The organism is Capnocytophaga sp. G2 (assembly GCF_035282625.1).
Lineage (GTDB): Bacteria > Bacteroidota > Bacteroidia > Flavobacteriales > Flavobacteriaceae > Capnocytophaga.
The window spans coordinates 34,166-50,222 of record NZ_JAYKBU010000004.1 but is presented as its reverse complement, the minus strand read 5'-3'; the positions used below and the strand labels follow the sequence as shown (position 1 = coordinate 50,222).

Annotated in this window: 14 protein-coding genes; 8 read left to right on the top strand and 6 right to left on the bottom strand. The window is 33.7% G+C overall.

All coding sequences use genetic code 11. From position 1 onward, the window contains the following. Positions 1-81 precede the first annotated feature (81 nt). From lepB to VJJ03_RS03525, 3 genes are read left to right on the top strand one after another with little or no spacing between them, the layout of a single operon-like run. Positions 82-1,686, top strand: a complete 1,605-nt coding sequence (gene lepB / locus VJJ03_RS03535) for a signal peptidase I (RefSeq protein ID WP_323973882.1) — start codon at positions 82-84, stop codon at positions 1,684-1,686. 11 nt (positions 1,687-1,697) lie between these two features. Beyond that, a complete protein-coding gene (locus tag VJJ03_RS03530) occupies positions 1,698-3,935 on the top strand; it encodes a DNA methyltransferase (protein WP_009746246.1) in 2,238 nt (745 codons plus the stop codon). A gap of 3 nt (positions 3,936-3,938) precedes the next feature. Next, a complete protein-coding gene (locus VJJ03_RS03525; protein ID WP_009746245.1) occupies positions 3,939-4,559 on the top strand; it encodes a WbqC family protein in 621 nt (206 codons plus the stop codon). Positions 4,560-4,577: 18 nt separating this feature from the next. Here VJJ03_RS03525 and VJJ03_RS03520 read toward each other — a convergent pair whose 3' ends face one another. The 3 genes from VJJ03_RS03520 to rpsU all read right to left on the bottom strand — a co-directional run bounded on the left by VJJ03_RS03520 (position 4,578) and on the right by rpsU (position 6,136). Then, positions 4,578-5,417, bottom strand: a complete 840-nt coding sequence (locus VJJ03_RS03520; RefSeq protein ID WP_323973877.1) for a DUF6048 family protein — start codon at positions 5,415-5,417, stop codon at positions 4,578-4,580. Further along, positions 5,383-5,880 carry a DUF6452 family protein gene (locus VJJ03_RS03515; protein ID WP_323973875.1) on the bottom strand — a complete coding sequence of 166 codons (498 nt, stop codon included), beginning with the start codon at positions 5,878-5,880 and terminating at the stop codon, positions 5,383-5,385. The genes VJJ03_RS03520 and VJJ03_RS03515 overlap by 35 nt, the downstream gene beginning before the upstream one ends. 61 nt (positions 5,881-5,941) lie before the next feature. Continuing rightward, positions 5,942-6,136 (bottom strand): 30S ribosomal protein S21, encoded by a 195-nt coding sequence (rpsU, locus tag VJJ03_RS03510; RefSeq protein ID WP_040358084.1) that lies wholly within the window; start codon positions 6,134-6,136, stop codon positions 5,942-5,944. Positions 6,137-6,668: 532 nt separating this feature from the next. Here rpsU and nadE point away from each other — a divergent pair. The 4 genes from nadE (at position 6,669) to VJJ03_RS03490 (ending at position 11,670) form a co-directional block, all read left to right on the top strand. Beyond that, positions 6,669-7,448, top strand: a complete 780-nt coding sequence (gene nadE, locus VJJ03_RS03505; RefSeq protein ID WP_009746241.1) for an NAD(+) synthase — start codon at positions 6,669-6,671, stop codon at positions 7,446-7,448. A gap of 135 nt (positions 7,449-7,583) precedes the next feature. Then, entirely contained in the window at positions 7,584-9,677 is a 2,094-nt protein-coding gene (locus tag VJJ03_RS03500) for a carboxy terminal-processing peptidase (protein ID WP_009746240.1), read from the top strand. A 97-nt stretch (positions 9,678-9,774) separates the two neighbouring features. After that, positions 9,775-10,971, top strand: a complete 1,197-nt coding sequence (locus VJJ03_RS03495) for a serine hydrolase domain-containing protein (protein ID WP_253908271.1) — start codon at positions 9,775-9,777, stop codon at positions 10,969-10,971. 24 nt (positions 10,972-10,995) lie between these two features. Continuing rightward, complete coding sequence (locus VJJ03_RS03490) at positions 10,996-11,670, top strand: SDR family oxidoreductase (protein WP_323973873.1); 675 nt, start codon at positions 10,996-10,998, stop codon at positions 11,668-11,670. A 3-nt stretch (positions 11,671-11,673) separates the two neighbouring features. Here VJJ03_RS03490 and VJJ03_RS03485 read toward each other — a convergent pair whose 3' ends face one another. From VJJ03_RS03485 to VJJ03_RS03475, 3 genes are all read right to left on the bottom strand, one after another. Further along, positions 11,674-12,654, bottom strand: a complete 981-nt coding sequence (locus VJJ03_RS03485; protein WP_009746237.1) for a DUF4837 family protein — start codon at positions 12,652-12,654, stop codon at positions 11,674-11,676. 379 nt (positions 12,655-13,033) lie between these two features. Then, positions 13,034-14,557, bottom strand: a complete 1,524-nt coding sequence (locus VJJ03_RS03480; RefSeq protein WP_323973871.1) for a carbohydrate-binding domain-containing protein — start codon at positions 14,555-14,557, stop codon at positions 13,034-13,036. Between the two features lie 11 nt (positions 14,558-14,568). Beyond that, positions 14,569-15,234 carry a porin family protein gene (locus tag VJJ03_RS03475; protein ID WP_009746235.1) on the bottom strand — a complete coding sequence of 222 codons (666 nt, stop codon included), beginning with the start codon at positions 15,232-15,234 and terminating at the stop codon, positions 14,569-14,571. A 340-nt stretch (positions 15,235-15,574) separates the two neighbouring features. On the opposite strand from VJJ03_RS03475, the gene greA reads away from it, so the two are divergent. After that, positions 15,575-16,048 (top strand): transcription elongation factor GreA, encoded by a 474-nt coding sequence (greA, locus tag VJJ03_RS03470; protein WP_173301506.1) that lies wholly within the window; start codon positions 15,575-15,577, stop codon positions 16,046-16,048. The last annotated feature ends 9 nt before the right edge of the window (positions 16,049-16,057 follow it).

Below are 16,057 nucleotides of genomic sequence, written 5' to 3'. Positions count from 1 at the left end.
CATAAATAGTTCTATCTTTGTGCGCTTAAACTCTTTATTAGAGTATTGGATTATTTGATAACAGAATTATCGCAATTATCTATGTTAACTTATCTTATTGTTTTTTTAGGAGTTCAACTCCTACAGGGGATCCTTCTATGGAAAGGTTACCAGAAAGCAGGATATAAGGGCTGGCAAGCTTTTGTCCCTGTATGGAATATGCTTATTCTTTTTAAGATTATTCAACGTCCTTGGTGGTGGATATTCTTAGTATATCTGCCTGTGATAGGGAATATTATGGCAATAGTATTGGTGTATGAGTGGCTGCATGTTTTTGGCTATCGCAAAAAGCGTTATACACTTATAGCTATATTTACGTTAGGACTTTATTTGGGATATATAACTTACCAACCTAAGACTCAATATGTAGGAAAAAATGAAGCAATTATTGCAGAGAATGTTCCCTCATGGCTCAATGGAATTATTTATGCTGTGGTAGCTGCATCTGCCATTCATACCTACTTTATTCAACCTTATACAATCCCTACTTCCTCTTTGGAAAAAACCCTTTTGGTGGGGGATTTCCTTTTTGTGAGTAAGTTTCATTATGGGGCACGTCTTCCAATGACACCTCTCTCTACTCCTATGGTACATGATACTTTACCTCTAGTAGGAATTAAATCATATTTGTCTCATTTTCAATTGCCTTATTTGCGTTTACCGGCTCTTGAGAAAGTAAAACGTAATGATATTGTGGTATTTAACTGGCCTGTGGATACTGTGCGTTTCTTTCGTGATCCTTCAGGAATTTATGCTTATAAGCCTGTGGATAAGAAATCACACTACGTGAAAAGAGCAGTGGCTATAGCTGGAGATAAGTTAGAGATACGTGATGGAGAGGTTTTTATCAATGGAAACAAAGAACGTTATCCTGTAAGGGCTAAGTTACAAACTTCCTATAGTGTACACGTCTCTCCTCAGTTTGAAGGTTATCTTATGGGACTCTATGGAGGGCAATATACAGCAGAACAGTTGCTTCCAGTTTTTTTATTTCAGAACTTTGGAATCACAGATGCTTCTATCTTCAGAGATAAAACAGAGTTCCTTGTTCAATCCGCTACTGAGGAAGTAGCAGAAAAGATACGCCAATTACCTCATGTAGAAAGTGTAACTAAAATTCTAACTCCTAAGGAATATAATCCAGCTATTTTTCCTCACAGTAAGAACTTTGCTTGGAGTGAAGATAATTTTGGTCCTGTGGAGATTCCTGCACAAGGTAAAACAATACAACTTTCTGTAGAGAATTTACCTTTGTATAAGCGTATTATTACAGAGTATGAAGGAAATAAATTGGAAGTAAAAGGGAATGATATATATGTAAATGGACATAAGGCGACCACTTATACTTTCCTTCAGGATTATTATTGGATGATGGGTGACAATCGACATAACTCTGAGGATAGCCGCTATTGGGGCTTTGTGCCTTTTGATCATATTGTAGGTAAACCTGTACTTATCTGGATGAGCTGGGATAGCAATGCCTCTGGTTTTAACAAAATTCGTTGGAACAGACTCTTTACTACTGTTAATGGAGAAGGAGAACCTGTCTCTTATCTTTATTGGGTATTGGGAATAGGTATTTTGAGTTACATTGGTTATGAGGTGTATAGAAAAAGGCGTAAAGGAAAAACTAAGATTAAGAAATAACACTCTTACAAATGAGTTTATATGACAACTTTGATTTTGAACTTCTTAATTCACCTGATTTTAAAGAAGATGCAGTACGAGAGGAACTGATTAATCCTATCCTAAAGGAATTAGGGTATAAGGCTTATGGACATAATCGTATCATTTATAGCAAAACTTTATCTCATCCTTTTGTGAAAATAGGCTCACAAAAACGACCTATTAATATAGTCCCTGATTATTTGTTGGAAGTAGATGGTCGTTACTCTTGGGTGTTGGATGCCAAGGCTCCTACAGAGAATATTTTATCAGGAGAGCATATAGAACAGGTATATTCATACGCTATACATCCTGATATTAATGTACAAATATTTGCTTTATGTAACGGCAGAGAGTTTGTTGCTTTTGATCGAGATAGAAAAGAACCATTACTTTATTTTCCCCTTTCAGAGTTTGATAAGCATTGGGAAGTGATGGAAAACTTACTAAGCCCCGATCGCTTTACAGAGAAAAAGATTAATATAGAAAAATCTCTTACGAATAAATACGAGCATTTTTCTTATGTGGATTTGCCCTTACCTAAACCATTATTAAAGGTTAGAAAAAGAGCAACAAAGAGACATTTTGGAGTTCATGGGTATTTCACTAAACAAAGTTGGGATGTTGTGCAACAATATATTAAACATTTTACTAAACCTAATGATGTCATATTGGATCCTTTTGGTGGATCTGGAGTCACAGCTATTGAAGCTATAATGCTTGGAAGGAAAGGAATTAATATAGATATTAACCCATTGGCTATATTCTTAGTATCAGCACTTACTTGTCCAGTGAATTTTGATAATTTATTAGAGGAGTATTCTTATCTGATGGATAAGTTTAAGAAAAAATATCCAGTAACAGATGATGAAATCCAAAAAGCTAAGAAAAGATATTCTTATCCTATAACCGAAATAAATATGAAAGGAGCAGATGTGTCTACTGTTGATGCTTTATTTTCTGATAAACAACTTGCTCAGCTTGGTCTTTTGAAATATCTTATTAAACAAATTAAAGATGAATCTATTCGAAAGACTTTCTTATTAATGTTTTCTGGGCTTTTAACAAAAGCTAATTTGACTTATCATACATCTACTTATGTTAAAAAGGAAGGTGGAGGGAATGCAAGTGCATTTCAATATTATCGATATCGCATTGCCAAAGATCCCGTGGATATAGATATTTTAACCTATTTTGAATTACGATTTAAAAAAATTTTTGATGCAAAAAAAGAAATAGCTCCTCTCATTAATGAATCTACTATAAATAATTTACAAATTATCAAGGGTTCCGCTACACACTTAAGCACTATTGAGGACTTAAGTATAGATTATATCTATACAGATCCTCCTTATGGAGATAAGATTCCCTATCTTGACCTTTCTGTAATGTGGAATGCTTGGCTGGATCTACCTATTACAGAAGAAGATCGCAAGGAGGAAGCCATAGAAGGTGGTAGTTTACATAAAACCAAAGATGAATATAGTGATCTATTGAGCCAATCTATCAAAGAAATGTATCGCGTATTGAAGTTCGACCGTTGGCTTTCTTTTGTATTCTCTCACAAAGATCCTCATTATTGGCATATCATTGTTGAAGCAGCTGAGAAATGTGGGTTTGAATATGTGGGCACTGTCAAGCAAAGTAATGGACAAACTAGCTTTAAGAAAAGACAAAATCCTTTTTCTGTGCTTTCAGGACAATTGATTATCAACTTTATTAAAAAAGAAACACCTAAGGCTATACAAAAGTTTAAGTTAGGGAATGATATTTATGATTTAGTGATAGAAACGATTGAAAGTGTCATTGCTGCAAATGATGGAGCTAACTTAGAACAAATAAATGATGAGCTTATTATCAAAGGATTACAATTCGGGTTTCTACATATATTAAGTAAGGAATACAAAGATCTTACTCCTTTACTCAAAGCAGAATTTGATTATGAGCCCTCAACAAAAAAATTCTATATCCGTAAAAATCAGAAATTTAAGACTAAAATTCCTTTAGATCTCCGAATTAAGTATTTCTTGATCTCTTATCTTAAAGAGAAAGAATCTCATAAGGAATACCCATCCACAGATGATATTATCTTGGATATCATACCTTTACTTAAAAATGGCATTACTCCTGAGAAACAAACAATTATAAATGTTCTGATAACTGTTGCGGAAGAATATGAAACGAATAAATGGCGACTCAAACAAACAGGACAACTCTCTTTTAATTTTTAAAAAATGACCTCATTATTACATCCTACCTATTTTCCTTCTATTGCCTTATTTTCTATTCTAGTTAAGACCTCTTGTCTTTTAGAGGTTTCCGATAATTATCAAAAGCAAACTTTCCGTAATCGTACCTATATCTATGGGGCAAATGGCAAACAAATTCTTACAGTTCCTATCTTACATACAGGAGGAGAAACAGGTAGGCAACTCTATAAGGATGTACAGATAGATAATGGTGTAACTTGGCAGAAATTGCATTGGAAAACTCTGCAAACAGCTTATCGTACTTCTCCCTATTTTGAATATTATGAAGATAGAATAGCACCCATATTTGAAGAAAAGTATACTTTTTTATTAGATTTGAACTTTAGAACTATGGAGGTAATTTTAGACTGTTTACATGTACAGTTGGACTGGGAAAAAACTACAGAATATAAAAAGGTTTATCAGCAAACAAATGATTTTCGTTATCTTTCCCACGCGAAAATAGTGCATGATATAAAGCAAGATGCTTATTATCAAATATTTTCAGATAAGCATGGATTTATAGGGAATCTTAGTACCTTGGATTTGCTTTTTCATGAAGGGAATCATGCACTTGGCTATCTGAAAGAAAAAGTGATGGTATAATAGGTAGAAAAAAATACCTTAAGGTACTTTTTTTATTTTATCTTTTTCCTTTTCAGGGGATTTATAAGTTTTTTCTTTTACTTTTTTATAGAGAGGAATCATATAGGAGAGAGTATAATTGTAGTTGATACCAAAATTGCTACCTTCCCATACACGCTGTATCCCAGGAATCCAGAAATTAGGAAAATCATTTTTCTTTTGGAAAAGTAAAAAACTAAATCGTATAGAGGCACCTGCATAGAAATGCTTAAATAGTTCTACCTTGATTCCTAAAAAAGCCTCCAGCCAATGAGCGGTACGTCCCTTATATGTGGTAAGAATATCTGATTTAGTTCCTATGAGAGATTCTTCCCAGTAGTTATGTAATGTATGTAGTGTATAGTGGCTTACTTCTTGATTAAAAATAGAAAAACCATAACGACCTCCAAAGTAAATCATATTCTCCATACCATACCAATTATCATAAGAGTTATAGTCTATTCCTAACTTAATATATTGTCCATTAGTAGTATAGTCAAAGTAGTTAGTTTGATTCTCCTTACGTTCTTTGCCTATTTCTCCAGCCAAGTAATACCGATAATTCCAACGATAATCGGCAACAAGTTCTAATCCTTGGTATTTTTTATCCAAAATAGAGTAAATAGGCTTAGAAATATCAGCACCAATACGTAATCCATAATGTTGGTAGTATACTTTTTCAGGATTATCTATCTTATTATCTGTAAGAGAGGAAACTTTTTCTTTGATTTTAGTCTTTTCAGGGAGGGTATCGAGTTTTTTCTCTTTATTATCCTGAGCAAAACTACAGAAAATAGCTAAAGTACTAATAAAAAATACGAACACTGGCTTGTTTTTCATCTTCTATTTTTCTAAACATTACTTGTACACGGGCAATCCAAGGAGTATATCCTGAGATAGAATTGGAAGTGGCAGTGATTTGGTCATAAATTACTTTATAACCACAGCCTTTCCCAGAGAATACTTCTGAAGCAATAGCATTAATTTTTAATTCTACTCGTGCCCCCCCTGTGATATTACCATTATTATCCACCACCGCATCCTTTATTAGAACAAAGGACGATTCTCCGGAGGTTAGTTTCAAAGGAAGTGCTAAGGAATCAGTAGTAGCAAGAGGTTGTATAGCTTGGGCTTTGTCTTTTCCAAGAATTACTAAGTTATTGATTGGTTTGGTGCGGCGTGGAGTATCCTTATCATACACGCGTACAATAAGTCGTGGAGTCACTACAGGATCATCACATATATCATCACTTTCGCAGTTGATAAAAATAAAAAGAACAAATAAAAATAAAAATTTTCTCATATTTCAATTATATTTATACAAAAAAATCCCTGCTTAACAGGGACTTTTTTATAAAGAAAAATTATATTTCTTCTAAATCTCTTAATCGCTGGATGAACTCTGCTCTTTGAATTACATTACGGCGAAGTACAGAGGGCTTACTAAAGTGCTGACGTGAGCGAAGCTCTCTTACAATCCCTACACGATCAAATTTCCTTTTGTAACGCTTTAGGGCTCTATCAATATTTTCTCCTTCTTTTACTGGTATAATAAGCATAGTATAACACCTCCTTTCATTTATGGGCGCAAAGATACAACTATTTTTTGTTTTGACAAATATATTTTCCATTTCTTCCATTTTTCTTTTTTAATGTGTCAATTCAACTATACCTGTATTAAAATATGGTGGAGTACTTTGTTTTACTTTTATAGAGTTTTATAAGGCAAACATCTATTCCCAAATGGTATATGATATAGGTTACCTTCCTCTGAATAATCATTTCTCGTGCAGGTTTTTGGAAAATGAGATTAGGACTTAATTACCTATTTCAAGGGAAGGTAGTTATAACTAATAACAGAGATTTATCTGACTGTTATTTCAAATTCTCTACAAGAGACATTGTTAAATAGTTCAGCGGCTTCTGATAGAGTTGGGTATGATGGGATAGGTTTTAGTTTAGCGGTTCATTTTAATAACTATTTGATAATAAAGGAGGCTATCTGAAAAGGATAGCCTTTGTCTTTTCTATGATTTTTCTCCTTGCAAGGTTCAATAATTATCCCTAATTTTGTGCTCTAATTTTGTGAAAATGAATACACCTAAAGTAACTGAATATATTGTTCATTGGCTTTTGGATTATCTGCAACAAACAGATATTCAGGGAATGGTTATAGGCATCTCTGGAGGAATTGACTCAGCGGTGGTTTCTGCTCTATGTGCTCGAACAGGTAAGCCTGTCCTATGTTTGGAAATGCCCATTCATCAAGCCCAGAATCAAATAAACAGAGGAAAGCAACATATTAATTTTCTTAAAGAAAAGTATACTAATGTTAGCAACCTGCAGGTAGAACTAACCTCTGTTTTTGATACTTTCATAGCTCAACTCCCCCCTGCTCAGAACAATGCTTTAGCTCTTGCTAATACCCGAGCTCGACTTAGAATGACTACTCTCTATTATTTTGCCGGTTTACATAGATATATGGTTGTGGGAACGGGTAATAAAATTGAGGATTTTGGGGTGGGCTTCTTTACCAAGTATGGCGATGGAGGAGTAGATGTAAGTCCCATTGCTGACCTAATGAAGAGTCAGGTATATGAAATAGCAGAATATCTTGATATTTTGCCACAGATTCGTCAAGCTCCCCCTACCGATGGGCTTTTTGGTGATAACCGTACTGATGAGGATCAATTAGGAGCTTCCTATCCTGAACTGGAATGGGCTATGCAATATGTGGAAAGTGGTAATGACTCTGTTCTCCTTTCTCCACGACAAAATCAAGTACTTGCTATCTTCAAACGATTGAATAAAGCAAACCAACATAAAATGAATCCTATTCCTATTTGTAAAATACCACAAGAACTAAAATAATATTTACTTTTTCATAAAATCTAAGATGTGTAAATATCAGTACTTAAAACAACTATTTTTCTCTTTGTTAAAAAATAAAAAAAATATTCTATTCTCATAATAAAGTAGTACCTTTGCCAATTATAAAATGAACCAATGAAAAAAAATATTTTTATTCTTTTCCTTTTAGGAATTATTTCCTTTGCTTCTTGTAGTTTTACAGATAAAAAATTTGAATACACAGGAGATAGAGAAAAACTCCTTATGGAGATTATCCAATATATGATTTCTCGTGGGCATTATGACCAACAACCTTTGGATGATGCCTATTCCAAACGTGTTTTTAAGGGTTATTTACAATATTTAGACCCTCAAAAGCGCTATTTCATCCAGTCGGACATTAATGAATTTAAGAAAAATGAGACAAAAATGGATGATGATCTAAAAAAAATGGATGTGTCTTTCTTTACTCTTACCTATAACCGTTTGCGTCAAAGAATGGAAGAAGCCGACAAACTTTCTCAAGAACTTCTTAAGGAATCTTATGAATTTTCTAAAAAAGAATCAGTTGATTTAGATTATGAGAATATTCCTTATACGAAAGATAAGAAAGGGCTTCGTGAACGTTGGCGTAAGCTTATTAAGTATTCTATACTCTCTAACCTAGTAATTAAGCAAAAAGAGGAACAGCATAAAAAGGAAAAAGATAGTAAGTATACAGAAAAATCCTATAAGGAACTTAAGAAGGAAGCTACAGAGACTACACGAAAAGCTTTTGAGGAAATGTTTGTTTCTTATAAGGATCTTACAGAGGAAGATTGGTTCGGTATATATCTTAACAGTTATGTTGAAGCTACAGATTCCCATTCAAGTTATTTGGCTCCAGATATTAAGGAACGCTTTGATTTGGATATATCAGGAAAATTTGAAGGAATAGGAGCAGTGCTCCAAAAAAAATCTGATGGAATACGCATTTCTGATATTATTATGGGAGGTCCTGTATGGAAAGGAAAACTTCTTGAAGTAGGAGATCTGATTCTTAAGGTAGGACAAGGAACAAAAGACCCTGTAGATGTTATAGGAATGCGTTTGAAAGATGCAGTAAAGCTTATTAAAGGAAAAAAAGGAACAGAAGTACGCCTTACTGTGAAGCGTGTAGATGGTAGCATTCAAGTAATCCCTATTATCCGTGATGTAGTAGAAATAGAAGAAACTTTTGCTAAATCAGCTCTTATCAAAGATAAAGAGCATACCTATGGAATAATTGATTTACCTAGTTTCTATATAAACTTTAATGATACTCGTGAACGTAATTCTGCATCGGATATGGCTTTAGAAATAGCCAAACTTAAGAAGCAAAATATAGATGGGCTCATTGTAGATTTGCGTAATAATGGAGGAGGCTCTTTGGCAAAGGTGGTGGAAATAGCAGGTTTATTTATCAAGGAAGGTCCTGTGGTACAGGTGCGTGATGCCAATGGAAATATACAAGTACTCCGCGATACGGATAGGGCTATTCAGTGGGATAAGCCTTTAATCATCCTTATTAATGAACTTTCGGCATCGGCTTCTGAAATATTGGCTGCTGCTATGCAAGATTACAAACGTGCTATAATCCTTGGAAGTAAGCAATCCTATGGGAAGGGAACGGTACAGGAACTTATAGATCTTAATCGGGAAATTCGTAATAGTTCTTTAGGGGATTTAGGAGCTATAAAGTTGACACGACAGAAATTCTATCGTGTGAATGGAGGTTCTACCCAGCTTAAAGGAGTAAATAGTGATATAGTAATTCCAGATCGTTATCAGTATATTAAAGTAGGAGAAAGAGAACTGGAAAACCCAATGTCATGGGATGAGATTACTAAAGCTGATTATACCCCTTGGACAGAAAATAGAAATTTTGCACAAGCAATTGCTAATAGTAAAAAGCGTATTGAAGCCAATTCTCTTTTTAAATTAATTGATGAAAATGCACGTTGGGTACAGAAACAGCGAGATGAAAACACTTATTCTCTTCAGTATGATACTTATAAAAAACAGGTAGAGGAGAGTGAAGCTATGATTAAGAAGTTTAAGGAACTTACTGAATACAAATCTCCTCTACATTTTTCATCTTTGCCTTCTGATGAAGAAAAAGCAAAGAGTAATGAAGATGTGAAGATACGATTAGATCGTTGGCATGAGAATTTACAGAAAGATATTTATGTAGAAGAGGCAGTTTCTGTATTAGATGATTTATTAAAATAAAATTTGTTTATATTATAGGTTTAATTCATGACGCTTTGAAGATAATATTATCTTTAGAGCGTCTTTTTAGGTAAAAGTAAATGAAAGGAATATGAAAATGAAATCAATATTTATAATAATGTCGGTTTTTTCTTTTTTTCAACAATTATTTGCACAGACAATCACACAGAAACAAATCTTTGCTGAGGAACTCTCTAAGATTAATTCTCTTGAAAAAGGTATTGAACAGGCGGAAATGGTTGTTAAGTATCTCCTACAAGAACACTATACTCCCAGCATTTCTATTTGTGTAACCAAGAGAGGTTTCCCTATTTGGGAACAAGGGTATGGATATGCTGATATAGAGAATAAAGTGCCTGTCAATACTCGTGAGACGCTTTATCGTATTGCTAGTGTTTCTAAGCCTCTTACAGGGGTATCACTTACTCTAATGCAAGAGCAGGGATGGATAGACTGGAATTGTTCTTTGTACGATTATGTACCCTATTTCCCTAAAAAAGAGTATGATTTCACGGTAAAGCAGTTGGCAGGGCATTTGGCTGGAATACGTGCATACAAAGGTAAAGAAGTTTTCCTTGATAAATTTATGAGTATTAAGGAAGGTATAGGTGTATTTGCACAAGATCCCTTACTTTTTGAGCCAGGAACTAAGTATTTTTATAATAGTTATGATTTTAATTTGATAGCATTGGCTATGCAAGAGGCAAGGAAGGAACCTTTTGAGTGGTATGTAACCCATAATGTACTCCAGCCTTTGGGAATGAATCATACCTTTCCTGATATGGGAGGATTGTCTCCTAATCAATCTGTACCTTATTCTGTGGATAAGAAAAAACAATTTAAAAAAGCGTCAGAGGTAAATAACTTTTTCAAGTTAGGAGGAGGGGGATTTCTTTCTACAGCCTATGATGTTAATCTGTTAGGGCAAGCAATATTAAGTAAATCTTTTCTGGAGACTGAATATCAGGAGCAAATGCTTACCTCTCAACATCTGAATAACGGACAAGAAACAGGATATGGTGTTGGGTGGCAGTCAACTAAAGACTGGAGAGGACGTACTTACTATGGTCATATAGGAAATGGCATTGGGGGATATGCTTGGTTTTATGTATATCCAGAGGAAGAAATTGTATTTACTTTCCTATTTAATGTAACCAATCCTTCTATTAATGATTATATGCATCGTATTATGGATTGTATTCTTAAGGGGGCTGAGTATAAGGAATATACAACAAATAATTATCCAATTATTAAGAAAGTAGAAGAAACAGAGAAGCTTTCTAGAGAATCATAAAGAAATAGAATTAAGTAATAGAGGATGAAAACGGTTCTAATTACAGGAACGAGTAGAGGAATAGGAGCCAAGCTTGTCAAAGAATTTGAAAAAGAGAATACTAAAGTATTAGCACTTTCCCGTAGCTATACTAAGAAATCACAACAAGGCAATGTTACCTATATTTCATTTGATATTTCTAAGGAGAAAAGCATACAGAGATTAGTTTCTTTTTTGAAAGAACAAAATATCTTTTTGGATATAGTGATTAATAATGCAGGAAAACTTGTAAATGCATCATTTGAGCGACTTTCTTCTTATTATTTGAGACAAATATTTGAGGTCAATGTACTTGGGGTATTTAGGCTTTTACAGTGCTTGATTCCTTTTTTTTCAGAAAAAGTGCATGTTGTTAATATTAGTAGTATGGGAGGGATACAAGGAGCTATGAAGTTTGCAGGGCTCTCTGCATATACCTCTTCTAAGGCAGTTCTTATTTCTCTTACAGAATTATTAGCCGAGGAATATAAGGATAGTCAATGGCACTTTAATTGTTTAGCTTTGGGAGCGGTACAAACAGAGATGCTTTTAGAGGCATTTCCAGATTATAAGGCACCTATTAATGCTGAGGAAATGGCTAAGTATATTAAAGACTTTGCTCTCTATCAATATCCTTATTTTAATGGGAAAATATTACAGGTAGCCACCACAACACCATGAAATTTAGTCTAAAAATCTTACAGATTTTATAATAGTTTCCAGTTCAAAGAGTAGGTCTCGCTTGGAAGTGCCTGGAGCAGCTATAAACCCTTCTATTACTACACAACGCTCTCTCTTAGGATCCTCTATAATATAGTTACTGAAGGGACCACCCAATATGAACCCTTTTACTTCCCATAATCCTTTGCTCTCAATAGTGGAATAGGAATTAATATGAATTCTTGAATAAGTAGGAGCAAAGGCAGTACTGGTAATCATATACATACCTTCTTCAGGACCAGGAACATATTGTGCTCCAATAGAGTCTCTCATGTGGATAATTTGTTCTGTACAATCCTTATTATTGGCACAGATTTTCCCTTTAGGAACTTCATAGATAAGGATATTAGCTGTTCCATTCTTTACTTTTCGCTCTAACCAAAAGAAATTATTCTCTTGTTTTACTATATTATATACAGAAGGGAAAGTAAGGTGTATATTAAGGATTTGCTCGATAGCTTTGGTATTGTTAAGTGTCTGTCTGAAACGATTCTGTACTTCCTTCATCTCATTTTGCTTGAAAGTAAGAATAATTTCAGGAGCAAATCTCTTTATTTCACTAATCAGATCATCTGTGGTTTCTCCAATGAGAAAAGCTACTTTCTGAGGTTTAGCAAATAAAGTATCACGAATATCAAAGCGGTTCTTGGAATCTGTGGTTACGATGAGAACATTTCGGCTTGCACGTGTCATCCCCTTGAAAATATCCTCAGGAATCTGTTGAATATCAAAAATGGGTTCGCGTGCTCCAGAGATTTCTTCTACAGGAGAAGCAAAATAATGACGAAGACTATCTCCTACTATTCCATTCCATAAGGGAGGATCTATGACAATAGTTAATGAATTGATACTTCCTACGGATTGTGGTAAGTATTGTTTTTTCTCTCCTTCATTACAACTTATTAATAATAGAGTAATAAAATTGTATAAAAAGATTTTTTTCATAAAAGGATTTGAATTTTTCTTATATATAGCTAATATTGTTCCAAAAATGTAGAGATTATAAACTTTGTGTTTTATTTAATACATTTTTAACTATTTGATATCTAATTTTAACAAACTATATAGAAAAAATAAATGTATTTGCCTACTTATGGTATGAAAGTTTTATAAAAGGAACAATATAGAGATAATAGAATATATTCAGAATACTCTATAGAAAGTGATGACGTAAGAGTTCTCTTAAGATAACAAATTATTGAACATAAAATTAGGAATTCGCTACTTCAAAAACCATTTATGTGGAAAATATTAATTTATTGTTATCATTATTAGTACCTATGCAAGAATATCTTACAAGAGAATAATTATATCTTTGATATTTTTATAATACTGAATTACTACCTCTTTTAGAGGTAAATTGTTTTATAAGTGTGCCTCCTTTGTAATAGCCATTTATATAAAGACCTTCCTCTTGAGATGCGTTTTGGGTTTCTCCATTTTGGTAAAACATATAATTTTTTCCTGCAAGAAATTTACTACTGCTAAAAATAAAATAAGTAAAGGGAACAGGAGTTAAGAAAGTAAAGACTTCACGTGTATTTTCTCTTAGGTGTAACAGAGTATTTGCTTGAAGATTTCTGTTAACAATAAGGGTAGGAGCCGAGTCCTGGCTAAGAGTGGCTCTATCCTGTGGAGTTCCTCCCATAGCTATGATAGTTCCAGCTTTTATAAGAAATATACCAGAATTAGAAATATCAATAGGTGTTTTAGGAGAGGCTCCACTTTTGAGAATACTTCTTCCTCCAGTGAAAGCGATTTTCTCGTGACTCTCTAAAGTACTTCCTGTAGTGGCTTGTAAAAGATACATACCACTGTTGATATAGATGGCTTTTTCTCCATAGAGTGCAGTATCAATGGAGTTGAGATCCATGGTTGCTTGAGTAAGAGTTAATATACCAGTAGTTGAGATTCCCCTTGCCCATGCATTGATATTTAGTTTACCACTGTTAATTGTAATATAGGGTATTACAGTGGAATTGGTATTAAGAGCAGTCATACCATTCTTTTTCGTATTTAGGATATATTTCCCATTATTGATAATGATGTGACCATTATTAACTCTTATACCATCTCCTGTACCTGATTGAGTATTTACTTGAATGGTTCCTCCATCTCCAATGTAAGCATTTTGGGAATGAATGCCATCTTCTATAGCTTCGGTAACAGAAATATCACCATTTATAATACGGAGGTAGCCATTACAAGCAATCCCGTGCTTGTATTTACCTTTAATAGAAAGAGAACCCTCTCCATCAATAACTATATCTGCTATACTATAAAGAGTTCCTGTAGAAATCTGTCCATAGTTATTGGAATGATTCTCTGAGTCAGAAAGAGTATTAGTAGTATGCTTGGGAAGATATACAAAAGCTTTGCTATTGCTTTGTAATTCAATAGCAGAACCTTTATCTGAGGAAAGTGTAATATTATCAAGAGTTAGTTTATAAGGATGAGTACTTGATATTTTGAGTCCTCCTTTATTTGAATTACCAGAGAGGATATATTCTACATTCGGTAGGGTAGAGGTGATAGAAATATGAGCATTATCTTTGTGAATAACTATGTTAGGGATAATATCTGTAGTTACAGTATTCTCGGAGAAAGAAATATGGACTTGTTTGTCAAAAGAATGATTGGAAAGTAAGTCATTGGCATTAAAATCAGTTTGGCTACCTCCTAGATTATTTGCATTGGAATCCGTAGTATTAGTGATAAGAATATTTTCCTCAGGAGTGGGAACAGGAATAGGTGGGGTAGGTGTTTTCTTAGAAATTTTGTCATCTATATCATCAGAACAAGCACCTAATAACCCTATTATGATGACGAAAAAGAAATATTTTTTCATTTAGAAATCCTTTAAAAAATAGTAAGTTGTTTTAAGCGATATTCTACTCCAACAGAGAAGTAGGAGTGACGAAAATTATTTTTTTCACCAAAATTGGCGGTCTCAAGAGCTGGGTGGTTCTTATCAAATAAGTTAGTAAGAGAGTTGGTATAACGAAGTTCAGCAGAGAAATTTTCGTAGAACCTAAACTTAAAACCTATGCAAATAGCAAAATCAAAAGAACGATAGATCCCTTTATCTAAATAATTCTCTCCATCAAATATATTTTCTTCAGATCCAATTTCAGGTTTTACTGCTAAAAACCCAAATTGAGGGCCTGCTTGGAGAGAAAACTTCTCATAGAGCTTTACATTGGCTAATATAGGTACGTTGACATAATCAGTATTGATAGAGGTTTTGAAAACTTCTCCATTGGGTAGAAGTCCTTCTCTTTCCCATTTTGCTCCTTGTCGAGAGAAAAGAAATTCAGGTTGTAGCGAAAAAATACGCCCTAAGAAGAGTTCCCCATAAGCTCCTACATAAGCTCCTAATTTTCCTTTTAAAGAAGAAACCTCAGAAGTGGTTCCTCTTAAAGTAACATAGCTTAAGCCTCCCTTTACTCCCACATCAAACTCTTGTGCTTTTCCAATAAACTGAGAAAACAAGAGAAGTGTGAAAATGAAAATATTTTTTTTCATAATAGTATTGAAAATAAAGTAGGTTTAAATAGTGTGCAAATGTAATAAAAAATGGAAAACGAAGGATAAAAGGTACAAATTTTTAACATAAAAGATATTCACATTTGAATAAGATTATTTTTCTTCATAAAAATAAAGAGCTTTTTGTTGGAAAATAAATATAAGTTTGTATCTTTGCATCAGGAAAGAGAATAGCCTATAGGATTATCTATAGTGTTGATTATTAGTATATACGTCATTTCAGTAAAGAGGAATTAATCCTTAATTTTTAATCTGTCTTTGCTGAGATGTCATTTTTTTATGGATTATTTATTTAATTGAGAAGAAATAAAATAATTTAATTATGAAAGTAGCTTATTATACTGAAGAAGGGTTGAAAGCACTAAAAGCAGAACTTGATCAATTGAGAGATGTAGAACGTCCACGTGCTTCACAAGCTATAGCAGAGGCTCGTGATAAAGGAGATCTCTCTGAGAATGCTGAATATGATGCTGCTAAAGAAGCACAAGGTTTGTTAGAACTGAAAATTGCTAAGTTAGAGGAACTTGTTGCCAATGCTCGGGTGATAGATGAATCTCAGTTGGATACTTCCAAAGTATTGATTCTCTCTACTGTTAAACTTAAGAATAAAGCAAATAATGCTATAATGACTTATACTTTAGTAGCAGAAAGTGAGGCAGACCTTAAAGCAGGAAAAATATCGGTGAGTTCTCCTATAGGTAGAGGTTTACTTGGTAAGTCTGTAGGGGACATAGCAGAGATTAAGGTGCCTAATGGAGTCCTTCAAATGGAAATTATTGAAATAAAACGATAAAACTGGATA